Genomic DNA, 15,954 nt, shown 5'->3' with positions numbered 1-15,954 from the left:
GGTGCCGAAAGGGGAAAAAGCCAGATAAAAAAGTGCGGTAAAAATTTGTTGAGATTTTTTATCGCACTTTTTAAAGAGATCTTAACGTTTTGGTAGATAACGCACTGGATCTACTGATTTGCCTTTGTAGCGAATTTCAAAGTGGAGTTTCACGGTATTTGTACCAGAGCTACCCATTTTTGCGATGTCTTGACCAGCTTTGACTTCTTGTTGATCAGCGACAAGAATTTTGTCGTTATGCGCATAAGCACTTAAGAAATCATCATTATGTTTGATGATGATTAAATTACCGTAACCACGTAAAGCATTGCCAGCATACACTATTCGCCCTGCTGCAGCCGCTTTTACAGCTTGTCCTCGTGAACCGCTAATATCAATCCCTTTGTTACCGCCATCTGTGCTTGAGAAACCTTGAATAATATTACCTGAAGTCGGCCATTGCCACGCAACATTTGAGGCGATTGGTGCAACGACATTTGCATTAATCGGTGTGCTATTCGCATTATTTACAGATGATGTAACCTGTGTTGATGAAGTTGCCACAGATACACTAGACGATGTGCCAGCCTCTGATTTAATTGGGCCAATAATAGTACCGTCAGATCCTATTTGAGTACCGTTTGCGCCCGGAGTATAAGTGACGGCTGGTTTAGCTGGCATTGCTGTTGATGCCGTGACTGCAGGCTGTTTTACAGAAACCGTTGTAGTAACCGTTTTTGTGCCACAATTAGAAATCTTTAAAACTTGCCCTAAACTTAAATTATAAGGTTCGGATAGGTTATTCAACGCTGCCAATTCTTTTACATCAATTCCTGCTAAGTAAGCAATCAAGAACATTGTATCGCCTTTGTTTACTTTATAGGTATTGCCTTTGTAAGAGCCTTTTGAAATTTTGCTGTAATCTGGCGCATTGGTATTTGGATTACGTGGGATATTAATATGCTGTCCATCTACACAATCAGCAATTGTTTTGGTAACTGTTTTTGTTTGTACTGTCGGCGCGCTAACTACCGTTTTCGGAGAGGGTTGAAATGCAGGTTGCGCAGGTGCTGTTGGCATTGCTGGTTGTTGATTAATCGGTTGAAAATTTGGTTGTGGCGTGGCCATATTTCCCATTGTAGGTAATGAATTTTTTTGAATTTCAGGTTGCCAAGCACCACCTACATTACTGCCATTTACAGATTGCACTACACTAGGGGAAAGATTTCCATCTGCATCAGAAATAGGTGCAGGAGAATTAGAGGTACAAGCCGATAATACAACAAGACTTAAAGGGAGTAAGAGAAACGATTTGTTCATAGTTATTCCTTATTGTTCCGTTATTATTTCATTTGTGTTGGTATCGTATTTTTTTGAATTTCTGGCATAAAACTACCGCCAGCAACAGCACCTGTGCCTTCTACTGGTTGCATAATGCCATTTGGTAATGCATCTGGATCTTTAACTGGTTCTGATGCACATCCAACCAAAAGAAATCCAGCTACTAAAACAAGACTTAATTTGTTCATTTTCTATCCTAGTTTTTCAGTATAAAGTAAGCGATTATAGCCAGTACAACCACTGACCAGCCAATAATCTCAATAGATTTTCGCAATTTTGCTGCGAATTTCTCCCCGCCCCACGCGGCTAATTTTGCCACCAGCAAGAAACGCGCTAAACGTGAAATAAATGCGGTGATGACAAAAGGGAAAAATGCCATTTGCATCACGCCAGAGCAGAGCGTAAACACCTTGTAAGGAATTGGGCTAAAACCTGCCACAAACACAACTAATACGCCCCATTGCTTAAACCAACTGACGGCTTTTGCCCAATGCGCAGCATATCCCCATTGTTGTACAATGTTTTCCACCCAGTCCGTTGCATAAAAACCAATTGCATAACCAATAACTCCACCGATGACAGAAGCAATTGCCGTATAAAATGCAAATTTAACTGCACTTTTAGGCTTTGACATAGACATTGGAATCAACATCACATCGGGCGGAATAGGAAAAAATATCGCCTCGATAAAACTTACAAAAGAGAGCCAAAAAACAGCAAAACGATGTTTTGACCATTCCATCGTTTTATCGTACATCGTGCTGAAAATTTTCATATTTTTCTCTATTTGGTAAATTCCTGATCTAACCAATTTTGTAAAGAAAGCAATGAATGATGCGCGGTAAGATCCGCTTGAATTGGCGTAATAGACACATAGCCATTCTTCACGGCATAAAAATCTGTTCCCTCGCTTTCATCTTCGGGTAATGCTGAAGGACCAATCCAATAAATGGTTTCATCACGCGGATCTCTTTGTTTAATCACTTCAACGGAAGATGAACGATAACCCAATCGACATACTTTATACCCTTTTAATTCTTCAAAAGGTAAGTCTGGTACATTGATGTTAATCACTTCACGAGGGTTTAATAATTGATGATGTAATTTAGGAATAAGATCACATACCACTCGCGCTGCTGTTTCATAATGCTGACGACCATCTAACGAAACCGCAATAGCGGGCAAACCTAAATGACGCCCCTCAAGGGCAGCAGCCAAAGTGCCAGAATAAATCGTATCATCGCCCATATTACAACCTGCATTAATGCCTGACACAACCAAATCCACTTGGCCAGACAAAAATCCATTTAACGCTAAATGTACGCAATCTGCTGGTGTGCCGTTCACACAATAATCGCCATTGTCTAAATGGCGTGGGCGAAGTGGCTCCACTAATGTGAGCGAGCTTGATGCTGCACTTCGATTACGATCAGGGGCAACAACAATGACTTTTGCAATTTTTCTTAATTCCGTTGCTAAAACCTGAATGCCTTCCGCGTGAAAACCATCATCATTACTGACTAAAATTCGCATTGTACTTCCTTATGCTTCTGTGTAATTTACTAACTCACGAACTAATGCCGTGGCATAACTGCCTGCTGGCAAATAAAATTTTAAACGCAAGCCTTCTGGCTCAAATGCCCAAGAAAACCCTTTTGCTTTCATCAATAATGGGCGACGTGCTGCCTTCATTCTTTCTTGTTTCATTAAAGGATCGAAGACTGAATGTCGGCTCACAATTTCATTTTCAATATCACTTGCTACCAAAATATCTTCGCCAATTAAAGGAGCAGTAAGCAAAATATCTTGATTTTCTAACCGCACTTGCAAAGCAGTTAAGTCTTCTTTTTCATCCGCTTTGAACCAACTGTGCGAACCTGTTAATTGCACAATATCGTTTGGCAAAACTTGATTTGTTGCGTCCTTTGCAATACGTGCAGCCACAACCAAATTAAAAATTTCACTACGCGCGGCGGAAAGATAAAAACTGCGTTTTTTGCGATCTTTTACCTTGATTTCCCCTTGCGCCCAACGCAATGCTTGCGTGAGGTTATGACCATCTCGACCAAAACGTTGTTCCGTAAAATAATTGGGGAAACCAAAATTTGCCACAAAATCTAACCGCACTTTAAGCTCGTCAGATTCTTTTGCACCGCGTAATAAAATATCGAAATAATTTCCCTCAAGACTACCCGTGCGAATTTTTCGATTATGTCGAGTAACCGTTAAAATCTCTACGCCCTCTAATTCAAATTGACTGAAATCGGGCGTTTCCATTCCAGGCATTTGTAAACAAAACCATTGTTCTGTTACTGCTCGACGATCTTTCAACCCTGCATATCCCATATTGCGTTCAGAAATACCGGCAAATTTAGCTAATTTTTCGCCAACAAATAAGGTGTTGCAATCTGTTTTGCGTACATACAAGGCAACAAACTCTCCATCGCCTGACATTTCATAGCCCAAATGCTCTTTTACAATAAAATCCGCACATTCAGCCTTTAAAAGTGCGGTAGTTTTTGGCGGAGTTTTTAATGCCAAATAAGGGAGTTGTTCGAGCATAGTTAAGGACTCTTTTTTATCGAAAATAATTGTGCGAAATTTTATGCGACTTTTCGTGATTTATCCACTAAAATAACCGCACTTTTGTTCTTGTTGAAGGATTTTATTATGTCAAAATTGGCAGAGTTACAAGCAGAAACCCGTGAAATTATCGAAGATTTACTGAATGATGGTAGTGATCCAAATGCCCTTTATATTATTGAGCATCACATCGCGCACCATGATTTTGATTTGTTAGAAAAAATCGCCGTAGATGCGTTTAAAGCTGGTTATGAAGTGTCCGAAGCAGAAGAATTTAAAGATGATGATGGCAGACCAATTTTCTGCTTTGACATTATCAGTGAAGTAGAATTAAAAGCGGAAATTATTGATGCTCAACAAAAAGAAATCCTTCCGTTATTAGAAAAACATAAAGGCATTTATGACGGTTGGGGAACTTATTTTGAAGACCCAAATGCCGATGACGATGAATACGGCGATGATGGGGAATTTTTTGATGATGATGAAGAAGAGACTCGTGTGCATTAATCATTCTTTTTAACCGCACTTAATAAGTGCGGTTATTTTTTAGGTATGAGAAAAACAAACTACTCATCATTGTTGCTGTGCATTTTTTATCACATTCACAATTTCATCTTTCTCAAATTGGGTTTTGAACACAATTTTCGTATCCGATGCAACGAGATTAAACAATTTTTCTGCGTGTTTAATTTTTTGCTGTTCTTCCGAACGTAAAGATTGATCATCTGGTACATTTTTGCTTTCTACAATCAAATTCAACGTGTCGCCCGAGCTTGTTTTTATAATATAAGCAAAATCGGGCGAGTATGTGCCGCCGCCTGCCACTGGGATTTTGATGGAATTTTTGGGAATTTTGGTAAACACAATCACTTCTTTTACTTGATTTTTCGTAATGTTTGCGTGTTCCAATTCACTATCAAAAAACACACTTTCAAATAAAAATTCAGCCAATGGACTACCCGAATCAAACTGTGTGCCTAAATCCGAAGCATTCACTTCTGGCAACGCCTTACCTTGATTATCCGTAAATTTGGTTGGGTGAACACTGCCTCTCACACGGCTAAATCCTACTTCAAACGCATTAAAGGAATTGAGTAATAACCAGCGGTCAAACCCTGCTTTTATTGTGTGAATCGTGCGTTCATTCAGGAAGTTTGAAATTTCCAACACATCACGAATCGCAAAAAATGCCTTGTGCAAAGTCTGCATTTGAATCAAAGCCGTTTGCGATAATTTCAATAAAAACTCACGATAATTCAGCGTATTAATCGGTTCAAAAACTTCATCATTCAGGCTTCTTGTTTCAGTGGCAGACAATAAACCATTATCCACACGAATTTTATTTTGTACGGTGCGTATGCCAGTTGCCGTAAATTTATCCGCATTTTCTTTCAGATAACGGATAAACAAACTCAAAAATTCATCTTCATCTTTAATTTTGTATTGTAACAAGGCTTTTTGGTTAATCGTTTCCCATAAGGATTTTAATTCATCATATTTAGCGATACGCATTTTGACTTTTTCAGCTTTTTCACCTGAACGTTTGATTTTTCCATCTTTCAGGCTGCCTGAACTTTCAAAGGCTTTTGGGAATAATTTTTTCGTTTCAGCAAAGCCATTTTCCAAAAAGACATCATCGTCATCGGTTAAATCTGCTAATTGATTGCGAATCTGTTTCTTACTGAGATCAGGATAAGCCGTCTGAATTTTCTTAATTAATTCATCAGTTAAAGCCGTAAAAACAATCGGTTTTACCACCGCACTATTCACTTCATCAGTTAATTTTTTAACAAAATCCGTTTCGCTATTATCCACAAAATAATTCAAGAAAAAGGCGTGATCTTTCACCCTTGCCATATATTCATTTACAGGCAAACGTAAGCCACGACCAACTTCCTGCAATTTGCTCGTTTCAGAGCCGCTAGAACGCAATTTGCAAATTTGAAACACATTAGGATTGTCCCAACCCTCTCGCAACGTCCATTTGGAAAACACAAAACGACGTGGATTAGCAAGCGATAACAAGGTTTCTTTATCGTGCAAAATTTCATTTACTTCTTGCTCGATTTTGTCGTCTTTATCGCTGTTATCCTGCGAAAAATAACCGCCGTGAGTTTTGGCAATATCGTTTAATGCCGTTTGCCAATATTGGCGTAGAAATTCATCATTTTCTGTTTGCAAACGATGTTCTAATTCCACTTTTACCATTTGCTCAAAAACGGTTTTTAGGCTGCCTGAAAGTTGATTTTTCTCATCACGATAGCCTGCAATATCATCAATAAAAAATAATGTGAGCGGTTTAATCCGTCCGCCATTTCTCGTAAGCAATTCTTTTTCCAAGACAAAATGCTCTCTAATTGCTTGTCGCATCATTTTATCCCGCACAGTATCGCTGTATGAATACGGATTGATGGTATCGCCTTTTTTCAACTCAATACCATTGCTCAACACCAGCACGCTTTTATTCATTTCAGACACAAACAAATCGCTAATGGCTTGATGAATACGGTTTAAATTTTCGCCTTTACTTAACTTAAATTCTTGTTTATCTAAAATAAACGTCGCTTCTTTGCCGTCTAAATCAATCAGTTTAATCCGCTCGCCATTATCGCCGTCAATTTGTTCAGTAAACGCACGAATGCCTTTTACTAAATCATCATTAAACGCATCAATCGCACTTAATCGATAAAGTAAGTTTTCATATTTTTGTATGGTTAATTTAACAACTTTTCCTTGTTCATTTTTAACATTTTTGCCGTTTTCATCTTTTTTATTTACTTCAACACTAGGGAATGTTGCCCCATATCGCAAGATAAATTGAGCATTAAATTTTTGTATGTTTTGCCAAGTAACGCCATTTTTATCAAACTTATGCGGTTCATCAATAATCACAAAGGGATTAGTTGAAGCCAAGGCCTCAAAGGGCACAGAAAACTTATCTTTAATCAAGCGGCTGCCGTCATTGCCCCTATCTTTTCCCGCCATTGTGTCGGAATTAATCATACCTGCATTAATCAATAAGACGTGGATTTTCTGCTTATCTTCCGTCCCCACAAAACGCACAATTTCAGAGGGCATAAAGGCTTTTTTTGCTTTGTTTTTTTGGCTTTCTACCACATACAATTCAATTTCTGTTTCGCCATATTGCCCTGCAAAATCCTTGCGAAAATGTTCTGCAAGCGACGCGCTTTGCAAAAAGTTTTTCGTTCCTGCTTTAATGGGAAGAGTGGGTACAACCACGATAAATTTAAACACGCCCAGCACACGATTGAGCTCAAACATCGTTTTTGTGTAGGTATAAGTTTTGCCTGTCCCCGTTTCCATTGAAATATCAAGCACATTGCTATGAGATAACGCTATATCGCCCACATTATTGGCTTGTTGGATTTTTTGCAAATTATCCGTTTTTAGGTTGCCTGCAAATTCAATTAAGGGATTTTCATCTGTTTGCACATTTTTATTTAAATGCACACGGTCAAACACTGCCAAAACGGATTCAATCGCTCGCTCTTGATGGGGCAAATTTTTTTCGTAAGTAAAACCTGCCATTTTAATACCTCGCCAATACGCTTAAATTGTTCAAGCCTTTTTTATTGGCATAGGTTTTCACTGCTTGTGCCAATTCTTTTTGCATCACGCTATCTATATTTTCGCCAAATAACACAATGCGTTCAGGCACAAAATCCTTATCGTTATCCAAGCGTTCAATCAAGGCTTTCACGTTCTCTGATGTAAAACCGCTTGCCAATAAATATAAATGCTGACGGCAGTAATAAGCGGTATAACCTACTAAATCAATGTTTTGCACTTTTTCAGTCAGCCTACAACCGTCAAACACTCGCCAAGTGGTTAAAAGCTGGTGGAGTTGTTCATCGGTTAAGTTGTTTTTCGGCAAGAAATCAATTTGTGGGTCAAAATCAGTATTCAATGCCGTCTGAAAGTGCGGTTCGGTTTTGAAAATTTTAAAACCTAAATCGCCTGTGTAATCAGGGTTTTCAGTTTGGATTTTCTTTGCAGCTAATTCTATTCTCGCTTTGGTTATTTCAAATAAACTGTGTGGTTTATTGTGTTCATTCAACCAATCTATTGCAATTTGAATATTCTTTTTGGCTTCCTGTGTTACGTTTTCTAATGTTTCGTCTAAATTTTCAGTTAATTGTACGCAAATAAATTTACGATTACCCTTATCTTCGGCATTAAGTTGCATCAAAGCATGAGCGGTTGTGCCAGAACCTGCAAAAAAATCTAGAATTATATCGTTCTGATTTCCTTTAAAAGTTAATGAAAGGACTAGTCTTTTCAATAAATCTAATGGCTTGGGTGTTCTAAAGGGAGATAGTCCTTTAGCCACATCAAATAACTCTTCCAATTCACGAATACCATCAGCAGTCAAATGTTTATTAATATTTCCAATATTTAAAATACTATGGAATTTTGAAAAATCATCTGATATTTTTCTTAATTTTCCAATCACGGTTTTGCCATAAGTTTTTGGAACTAAGACATATTCATTATTAGCGATTCCATCATCAATTTTTTTCTTAAATTCAATACCTTTGATTTCTTCGATATCTTCGTAATGTAAATTACCATATTTACCAAATTGCTCTCGAATAGCATCTTCTTGAATCCAATATAATTCATCATTTATAACAATTTTTTTACCACGAATATCTTTAGGTCGTTTTAAATTATCAAAATTATCAATATTCTTAGCATATACAAGAACGGTTTCATGACCATTAACTACATATTTTGCGTTACCACCACCTTCAGATGTATTAATAATTAGGTCTTTTATAAAATTCTCTTCCCCAAACACTTCATCACAAAGTAGTTTTAATTGTGCTTGTTCATTATCATCAATAGAAATAAAAATCACGCCGTCATCGCGCAACAATTCACGCGCAATATACAAACGCGGATACATAAACGTCAGCCACGCACTGTGTGAATTGGATTTTTTAGCAGTAAATTCCAGCACACGCTTGGCTTTTTCCAAATCCATCCCCAAATCAACCAACTGCTGCGGCGTAAATTTTCTGTCATCTTGATAAACAAAACCGTCTGAACCTGTGTTGTACGGCGGATCGATGTAAATCATCTTGATCTGATTTTTATAAGCGTGTTTCAGATGTTTTAACACTTCCAAATTATCGCCTTGAATTAAGATATTTTCGCTATTTTGATTTTCCGGTTTTTGGTTGTGTTCAATATCTTCCGCTAAAAGCGTTTCAGGCTGCCTGTCTTTTAAAATTTTGGCATAGGATTTGCCCAGCCAATTGAGGCTGTAGCTTTCTTTTTCTGTTTTAATGCCGTTTGATTGCAACGTTTCCGCCATTTTTTCAGGCAAAAATGCGCCTTGTTTATCAAAACAATTTGGGAAATGGCGTTTTAATATGCTTAGCTGTTCGTTTTCAGCTTGGGTGTTTGATGAAAACAAAGTTTCTTTGGTGATTTCGGCCATAATTTTTCTGCTTGCTTGTTAATATAATTATTTGATTTTGCCGTATAACAGGCTAGCTTTGCAAGTGTTGACCTTGATAACACAGCCTAAATTTAAAAACAAAGCCACATTAATTTAAAATTTGTTAAAGTTAAATAATGAAAGGCTATTAAATTTTAGCATTGCGCGAGGAATAATTTTCGTTACAATGATACGGCTTTTTTAACCGATTTTTATAAGGAAAACATAATGAAAGTAGCAAAAAATGTAGTGGTGAGCATTGCTTACCAAGTTCGCACACAAGATGGCGTATTGGTAGATGAAGCTCCAGCGAATCAACCACTAGAATATTTACAGGGCCATAATAATTTAGTGATCGGTCTTGAAAAAGCGCTTGAAGGTAAAGAAGTAGGCGACAAATTTGAAGTACGCGTTCAACCTGAAGAAGGTTATGGTGCATACAGCGAAAATATGGTTCAACGTGTACCAAAAGATGTATTCCAAGGTGTTGATGAACTTGAAGTGGGTATGCGTTTCTTAGCGGATACTGACATTGGCCCAGTTCCAGTAGTGATTACTGAAATCGATGGCGATGAAGTTGTGGTTGATGGAAATCACATGTTAGCCGGTCAAGAATTACATTTCACGGTTGAGGTTGTCGCAACCCGTGAAGCAACGTTAGAAGAAATCGCACACGGTCACGTTCACGGTGCGCACACCCACGATGATGACGAAGAAGGTCACGGTTGTGGCTGTGGCGGTCATCATCACGAACATAATCACGGCAGCTGTGGTTGTGGCGGTCACTAATTAAAACAGCCCAAAAATTTACCGCACTTTAGCAATGAAGTGCGGTATTTCTTTATTAAAACCAGACAAAATCTGTTGAAAATCTTGGATCCTGTCGAACTTCTCGGTAGACTATAGGGCAATACACTCAAAACGTTTAGTCCTAAAATGAATAAAACACTGCTAAAACTTACCGCACTTTTTTTAGCATTAAATTGCTTTCCTGCCTTTGCTGAACAAACCGTTGATATTGAAGTTCAAGGTATCCGTGGTTTCCGTGCTGTTCGTAATACGGATCTGAATGTTAATTTGATCAATAAAGAAGAAATGGATGGCTCTGAACGCTATCAGCATTTAGTCACTCAAGCCGTGGATCGTGGTTTGCGTGTGTTTGGTTATTATGAATCTTCCGTGCGTTTCGAACGAAAACAGCGTCAAGGCAAACGCGATTTGTTGATTGCGCACGTTACACCAGGCGAGCCAACAAAAATTGCAGGCACTGATGTGCAAATTGAGGGGGAAGCCGCTCAAGATGAAAATTTTAATGCGTTACGTAAAAACTTACCGAAAGAAGGCGTTTTGGTTGAACACCAAACTTACGATGATTACAAAACAGCGATTTCACGTTTAGCATTAAATCGAGGCTATTTTGATGGGGAATTTAAAATTTCACGTTTAGAAATCAGCCCAGAAACCCATCAAGCGTGGTGGCGAATGTTATTTGATAGCGGCGTTCGTTATCATTATGGCAATATTACTTTTAGCCATTCACAAATCCGCGACGATTATCTCAATAATATTCTTAACATAAAATCTGGCGATCCATATTTAATGAATAATTTGTCGGATTTAACCAGCAATTTTTCATCTTCAAATTGGTTTAATTCAGTTTTAGTTCAACCTAATATCAATCATAAAAGTAAAACGGTAGATATAGAAATCATTCTTTATCCACGTAAAAAAAATGCGATGGAACTGGGTGTGGGCTTTGACACTGATGGCGGAGTTCACGGACAAATAGGCTGGACAAAACCTTGGATTAATAGCCGTGGACATAGTTTGCGTTCAAATCTTTATCTCTCCGCACCGAAACAAACGTTAGAAGCCACTTATCGAATACCATTGCTGAAAAATCCATTAAATTATTACTATGATTTTGCCGTCGGTTGGGAAGGGGAAAAAGAGAACGATACCAATACGAGAGCGCTTACGTTGTCAGCGTTACGTTATTGGAATAATGCGCGTGGTTGGCAATATTTTGGCGGACTTCGAGCAAGATACGATAGTTTTACACAAGCGGATATCACTGATAAAACCTTACTTCTTTATCCAACTGTTGGATTTACTCGTACTCGATTACGTGGTGGTTCCTTTGCCACTTGGGGCGATGTGCAAAAAATTACTTTTGATTTAAGCAAACGAATTTGGCTATCAGAATCTTCTTTTATAAAAGTGCAAGCATCTAGTGCGTGGATTCGTACTTATGCAGAAAATCATCGTATTGTTGCTCGTGCTGAAATCGGGTATTTACATACAAAAGATATTGAAAAAATTCCGCCTACACTGCGTTTCTTTGCTGGTGGCGATCGCAGTGTGCGCGGTTACGGCTATAAAAAAATTGCGCCTAAAAATAAAAATGGGAAATTGGTGGGTGGCTCACGTTTGCTTACAGGTTCTTTAGAATATCAATATCAAGTTTATCCAAATTGGTGGGCGGCAACTTTTGCAGATAGTGGATTAGCCGCTAATGATTACACAGCAAAAGAGCTGCGTTATGGCGCAGGCGTTGGTGTGCGTTGGGCATCGCCAGTGGGTGCGATTAAATTTGATATTGCCACACCCATTCGCGATAAAGATAACAGCAAAAATATTCAATTTTACATTGGACTTGGTACAGAAATTTAAGGTGAATTTATGACAAAACAACTACAACCATCAGATACTTCACCAAAAGCACCAAAACAAGCAAATAAAAAACACTGGGTACGCAAAGTTATTTGTATTGGAAGTGCGGTCATTTTTATACCTGTTTTAGGTGTTGCTGGGGTGATTTCTTTCGATGCGGGACAAAAAAGTTTAATTCAACTAGCCGACAAAATGCTCGATAGTTTTTCCGTTGAGCAAATTGAAGGCGGATTACAAAATGGCTTGGTGTTAAAGAATGTTCGTTATCAAACCGCTGGGATTGAGACACATATTGCACAAGCACGTTTACAGCTCGATTTTGGTTGTTTGCTTTCACGTGAAGTTTGTTTACGAGACTTTACTCTAAATAAACCGACAATTGCGATTAATACCGCATTGCTACCGCCATCAACGCCTGATAATCCCAAGTCTAGCCCGATGAAGCGTATTTCCTTGCCAATTAGTATCAATGCAGAAAATTTACTGGTGCAAGATTTATCCGTAAATGTTGATCAGACTAATATTACGCTTGGAAATTTTAAAAGTGCGGTACGTTTAAATAATGAAAAAGGCTTAACTATTGCGCCGACTGAAATTAACGATATTTCAGTGGTTGCAAAAAAATTGCCTGAAGTTAAACCTGAGCTGAAAGCCAAACAACCGAATAAACCTGTAGATTGGGCTGCGATTGAGCAATCTTTAACGCCTGCTTTTTTAGGTAATGTATCAGAAATCATTCTTCCTTTTGATTTACATATTCCTGAAATTTCAGGCAAAAACTGGCAGTATCAAGCAGTGAATGAAAAAGACGAAACGCTTCAATCTGTTGAAATATCTAGTTTAATTGTACAGGCGGATACCGTCGATAACCAACTGCAATTACAAAAATTATCGGTTGAAAGTTCGTTGGGTAATCTTTATTCACAAGGTAAATTACAACTTGATGGCGATATGCCATTAGATTTAACTTTAAAATCCCATTTGGAGCCGTTGAAATCCGCTGGAAAAGAAATTCTGCTAGCGAGTGATGTGGATCTTACACTTTCGGGATCATTGAAAAAATCCACCGCACTTTCTTTGAAAACAAAAGGTGTAGTAGATGCTGAACTGAATGGCGACGTGCAATTAGCACAAGACAAAATGCCCTTAAACCTCACATTAAATGTAGCAAAAGGACAATACGCTTTTGTAAACACAATGGTACCACTCAAAATTAATGATGTGACGCTTAAACTCACGGGGGATTTACTAAATTATCACGCTGAACTTAAGGGCAATGTAGCAGGAATGAATTATATTCCCGCATCTCAAGTAGAACTTAATGCCGACGGCAAACTTTATGAAGTCACCGTAAATAAATTGGGGATAGTTTCGTTAGATGGTAAAAGTGAATTTGCGGGTAATGCGAATTGGAAAAATGGTGCAAACTGGGATATTCAAGCCGATTTAGAAAAAATGAATATTGGTTTTTTTGTTCCAGTTATGCCTGCAATATTATCGGGTAAATTACATTCTCGCGGTTTTGCGGACTCTCAAGGTTGGCAAGTGGAAGTGCCAGTAGCCGATTTAAACGGAACGCTTTCTGCAAAACCTATCAGTTTAAAAGGTTCTGCAACGCTCAATCAAAAGGTACTTCTAACCGTGCCTGATTTACAGATTAGATATGGCGAAAATTATCTTAAAGCCAGTGGCGTATTAGATGATCATTCTGATTTTGTGCTAGATATAGATGCGCCAAATTTACGTGGTTTATGGTCAGATTTAAAAGGGCGAGTGGATGGTCGTGTATCGATTTCTGGTCAAATTACGACACCTAATCTTGATATTGATTTAACTTCATCCAATTTACATTTACAAGGTTTTCAGTTAGCCAAAGCAAGTATAAAAGGTCATATAAACAATACCCCACTCTCGAGTGGAAAATTGAATATTAAATCAGAACAACTTCATTATGGCGAAAATATTAAACTTCATTTACTTGATCTTGATTTATCAGGCGATGAACAAAATCACAAACTAATCCTAAAATCTCAAGGCGAGCCAGTTGCTGCAAATTTACAAATTAATGGACATTTTGACCGCACTTTGGAACAGTGGAAAGGCACACTTTCACAAGCAAAATTTGAAACCCCGATTGGCGATGTAAAATCTAACCAAGCGATTGCGGTGTTTTACGATAACAAACAAACACAAGCCAATATTGCCGCACATTGCTGGCAAAACACAGATATAGAATTATGTTTCCCACAAGCATTCAATGCAGGCAAGCAAGGCAATATTCCTTTCCAATTCAAACGTGTTAATTTGGATTTAGTGAATAAACTTATCGAACAAGATAGCCTCAAAGGAAACTTGCAAGTGCAAGGTAATGTGGCTTGGTTTACGGATAAACCATTCCAATTTAGCACAAAAGTAGATGGCAATCATTTAGCTTTCTCTCAAAAATTGGATTACCGCACGTTTAAATTAGATATTCCAAAATTAACCCTTAATGCCGACATTCAAAATAATAATTTGGTTTTAAAAACAGACATCAATTTGCATAATCAAGGCAGAATTGTAGGCGATATTCGTTTAAATGATTTTGTTAAAACTCGCCAACTTGGCGGAACCCTTGCGATAGAACGATTAAACTTGTCGATCGCAAATCAGCTACTTACTAGCGGTGAATCAGTGAATGGTAAGGTAGTCTCGAAGTTGAGTTTCGGCGGGAATTTAGAGAAACCATTATTAAATGGTGACTTCAATATTCGTAATATTCGTACCAAATTGAAATCTATGCCAGTAAATATTACTGATGGCGATATTGCCCTACGTTTCAATGGTAACCGTTCAACATTGCAAGGGAAAATCGAAACAGTAGATAGTCACTTAAACTTAACTGGACGTGCAAACTGGGCGAATATTGAACATTGGACGACAGAATTGAATGCACAAGCAAATAATTTCAACGTGGATATTCCATCTATGGCGAAGCTACGTTTCAGTCCAGATATCACGATAAAAGCCAATCCTAAGGAATTGAATTTAAGCGGAACAGTGGATATTCCTTGGGCGCGTATTAAAATTGACAGTCTGCCAGATACTGCTGAGCCAGTCAGCGAAGATGAAGTGATTTTAAACGGCCCGCACAAGAGCAAAGAAGAACTGATTAAACGTGAATTTGCCGCAAAAACGAAATCAGGAATGGATATTCGCTCTGATTTACGCATCAATATTGGTAAAGACGTCAGCCTTGATGCCTATGGCTTAAAAACCAATCTTGATGGTTTACTTTCTGTGAAACAAGACAAAGGCAATTTAGGTTTATTCGGGCAAATCAATTTAACCAAAGGTCGCTATGCTTCTTTCGGACAAGATTTACTCATTCGTAAAGGGCTTATTAGTTTTTCTGGGCAAGCGGCACAACCTACGTTGAATATTGAGGCTATTCGTAATCCTGAAACAATGGAAGACAGCAAAATTACTGCTGGAGTGAGAGTGATTGGCATAGCCGATAGCCCAGAAGTCACTATTTTCAGTGAACCAAGCAAACCACAAGATCAAGCACTTTCTTATTTATTAACAGGTCGTTCGTTAGAAAGTAGCGGTGAAGCTGGCTCCAGTGGTTCGATTGGCGCAGCATTGATTGGTTTAGGCATTTCAAAGAGCGGTAAATTAGTGGGCAGTATTGGCGAAGTTTTTGGTATTCAAGACTTAAACCTTGGTACATCTGGCGTGGGCGATAAATCTAAGGTTACAGTAAGTGGAAATATTACCAATCGCTTACAAATAAAATATGGCGTAGGTTTATTTGATGGTTTAGCAGAAGTCACCTTACGTTATCGCCTAATGCCACAGCTTTATTTTCAATCCGTTTCTAGCACAAACCAAGTGTTTGATTTGCTTTATAAATTTGAATTTTAGGAATG

Annotated in this window: 11 protein-coding genes; 4 read left to right on the top strand and 7 right to left on the bottom strand. The window is 38.2% G+C overall.

Going from position 1 to position 15,954, the window contains the following annotated elements:
* Positions 1-81: 81 nt before the first annotated feature.
* Genes nlpD through truD form a run of 5 tightly spaced genes read right to left on the bottom strand, consistent with a single transcriptional unit; the run spans position 82 to position 3,882 of the window.
* Positions 82-1,299 carry a murein hydrolase activator NlpD gene (nlpD, locus tag ACPT8Q_RS01190; RefSeq protein ID WP_050948773.1) on the bottom strand — a complete coding sequence of 406 codons (1,218 nt, stop codon included), beginning with the start codon at positions 1,297-1,299 and terminating at the stop codon, positions 82-84.
* A gap of 23 nt (positions 1,300-1,322) precedes the next feature.
* On the bottom strand, positions 1,323-1,508 hold the full coding sequence (locus ACPT8Q_RS01185) for a hypothetical protein (protein WP_005654318.1): 186 nt from the start codon (positions 1,506-1,508) through the stop codon (positions 1,323-1,325).
* Positions 1,509-1,516: 8 nt separating this feature from the next.
* Positions 1,517-2,095, bottom strand: a complete 579-nt coding sequence (locus tag ACPT8Q_RS01180) for a YqaA family protein (RefSeq protein ID WP_041175269.1) — start codon at positions 2,093-2,095, stop codon at positions 1,517-1,519.
* 8 nt (positions 2,096-2,103) lie between these two features.
* Positions 2,104-2,853 (bottom strand): 5'/3'-nucleotidase SurE, encoded by a 750-nt coding sequence (gene surE, locus ACPT8Q_RS01175; RefSeq protein ID WP_050948772.1) that lies wholly within the window; start codon positions 2,851-2,853, stop codon positions 2,104-2,106.
* Between the two features lie 9 nt (positions 2,854-2,862).
* Positions 2,863-3,882, bottom strand: a complete 1,020-nt coding sequence (gene truD / locus ACPT8Q_RS01170) for a tRNA pseudouridine(13) synthase TruD (RefSeq protein WP_050948771.1) — start codon at positions 3,880-3,882, stop codon at positions 2,863-2,865.
* Between the two features lie 108 nt (positions 3,883-3,990).
* Here truD and rraB point away from each other — a divergent pair, with 108 nt between their 5' ends.
* Entirely contained in the window at positions 3,991-4,410 is a 420-nt protein-coding gene (gene rraB, locus ACPT8Q_RS01165; RefSeq protein ID WP_050948770.1) for a ribonuclease E inhibitor RraB, read from the top strand.
* Positions 4,411-4,476: 66 nt separating this feature from the next.
* Here rraB and ACPT8Q_RS01160 read toward each other — a convergent pair whose 3' ends face one another.
* Together ACPT8Q_RS01160 and ACPT8Q_RS01155 are read right to left on the bottom strand one after the other, a co-directional pair.
* Entirely contained in the window at positions 4,477-7,452 is a 2,976-nt protein-coding gene (locus tag ACPT8Q_RS01160; protein ID WP_050948769.1) for a type III restriction-modification system endonuclease, read from the bottom strand.
* A gap of 1 nt (position 7,453) precedes the next feature.
* The gene (locus ACPT8Q_RS01155) at positions 7,454-9,370 is read right to left on the bottom strand and encodes a site-specific DNA-methyltransferase (RefSeq protein WP_050948768.1); all 1,917 of its coding nucleotides are present in this window, start codon (positions 9,368-9,370) and stop codon (positions 7,454-7,456) included.
* Between the two features lie 228 nt (positions 9,371-9,598).
* Between ACPT8Q_RS01155 and slyD the strand changes: the two genes are divergently transcribed.
* The 3 genes from slyD to ACPT8Q_RS01140 all read left to right on the top strand — a co-directional run bounded on the left by slyD (position 9,599) and on the right by ACPT8Q_RS01140 (position 15,949).
* Positions 9,599-10,159: a peptidylprolyl isomerase gene (gene slyD / locus ACPT8Q_RS01150; protein WP_050948767.1), complete on the top strand. Its 561-nt coding sequence runs from the start codon at positions 9,599-9,601 to the stop codon at positions 10,157-10,159.
* Between the two features lie 147 nt (positions 10,160-10,306).
* A complete protein-coding gene (locus ACPT8Q_RS01145; RefSeq protein WP_050948766.1) occupies positions 10,307-12,043 on the top strand; it encodes an autotransporter assembly complex protein TamA in 1,737 nt (578 codons plus the stop codon).
* Between the two features lie 9 nt (positions 12,044-12,052).
* The gene (locus tag ACPT8Q_RS01140; protein WP_061671293.1) at positions 12,053-15,949 is read left to right on the top strand and encodes an autotransporter assembly complex protein TamB; all 3,897 of its coding nucleotides are present in this window, start codon (positions 12,053-12,055) and stop codon (positions 15,947-15,949) included.
* The last annotated feature ends 5 nt before the right edge of the window (positions 15,950-15,954 follow it).

The sequence above is a fragment of the Haemophilus sp. HN_Hi10 genome, assembly GCF_049821985.1.
GTDB lineage: Bacteria > Pseudomonadota > Gammaproteobacteria > Enterobacterales > Pasteurellaceae > Haemophilus > Haemophilus influenzae_D.
The sequence above is the reverse complement of the archived record's forward strand: the minus strand, read 5'-3'. Positions and strand labels throughout refer to the sequence as shown.

Coding starts and splice junctions, on each gene's coding strand:
- truD (WP_050948771.1), bottom strand. CDS start 3,882: ATGCTCGAACAACTCCCTTATTTGGCATTAAAAACTCCGCCAAAAACT.
- surE (WP_050948772.1), bottom strand. CDS start 2,853: ATGCGAATTTTAGTCAGTAATGATGATGGTTTTCACGCGGAAGGCATT.
- ACPT8Q_RS01160 (WP_050948769.1), bottom strand. CDS start 7,452: ATGGCAGGTTTTACTTACGAAAAAAATTTGCCCCATCAAGAGCGAGCG.
- ACPT8Q_RS01140 (WP_061671293.1), top strand. CDS start 12,053: ATGACAAAACAACTACAACCATCAGATACTTCACCAAAAGCACCAAAA.
- rraB (WP_050948770.1), top strand. CDS start 3,991: ATGTCAAAATTGGCAGAGTTACAAGCAGAAACCCGTGAAATTATCGAA.
- ACPT8Q_RS01145 (WP_050948766.1), top strand. CDS start 10,307: ATGAATAAAACACTGCTAAAACTTACCGCACTTTTTTTAGCATTAAAT.
- nlpD (WP_050948773.1), bottom strand. CDS start 1,299: ATGAACAAATCGTTTCTCTTACTCCCTTTAAGTCTTGTTGTATTATCG.
- slyD (WP_050948767.1), top strand. CDS start 9,599: ATGAAAGTAGCAAAAAATGTAGTGGTGAGCATTGCTTACCAAGTTCGC.
- ACPT8Q_RS01155 (WP_050948768.1), bottom strand. CDS start 9,370: ATGGCCGAAATCACCAAAGAAACTTTGTTTTCATCAAACACCCAAGCT.
- ACPT8Q_RS01185 (WP_005654318.1), bottom strand. CDS start 1,508: ATGAACAAATTAAGTCTTGTTTTAGTAGCTGGATTTCTTTTGGTTGGA.
- ACPT8Q_RS01180 (WP_041175269.1), bottom strand. CDS start 2,095: ATGAAAATTTTCAGCACGATGTACGATAAAACGATGGAATGGTCAAAA.